The 567-nt window shown below is 38.3% G+C and carries 1 protein-coding gene; it reads left to right on the top strand.

Features of this window, described 5'->3' with window-relative positions; genetic code table 11:
• Positions 1-567: HD domain-containing protein (locus ABD296_RS50050; RefSeq protein ID WP_407061605.1), on the top strand; the 567-nt coding region annotated here is incomplete at both ends.

Genomic DNA, 567 nt, shown 5'->3' with positions numbered 1-567 from the left:
CCACATTGGGCGCCTTACGTCCCGATAAACGTGCTCGTATTGCTCAAGAAACCTTTGATATTTTCGTACCGATGGCAAGATTAGTCGGCATGAATGAAATGGCCGATAACCTTGAAAATTTATGTTATCAAAATCTCGATTTAGATATGTTTGATAACGTTCAAAATGCGTTGCTTCAAACCAAACCAGAGCGATGTAAATACCAAAGTATCTGGGAACAAAATCTTGCAGAGCTTCTCCACAATTATCATATTCAAGGTCGAATTAAAAAGAAAAATAATAATATTGAGCTCTTACGCCATTTCGTAAAAAATGAAATGGATTTACAAGAACTTACTCATAGCCATGCCTTTGAAATCGTTTTACAATCCATTGCAGACTGCGATCGTTTAGTAGCAGCATTAAAAGAAAATTTTCAGGTCATCCAATATCAAGATCATATCCACCGCCCGTTACCAGGTGGTAATCAGTCACTAATGATCAAGCTTAAGGGTGAAAAAACCACGTTATCGCTCACTATTCAAACTGAGTTGATGCGTAAAGCTGCACGTTTCGGTGTCGTACTCG

It is taken from the genome of Actinomadura napierensis (genome assembly GCF_039529375.1).
Classification (GTDB): Bacteria; Actinomycetota; Actinomycetes; order Streptosporangiales; family Streptosporangiaceae; genus Spirillospora; species Spirillospora napierensis.
This window is presented reverse-complemented; position numbering and strand designations above follow the sequence as displayed.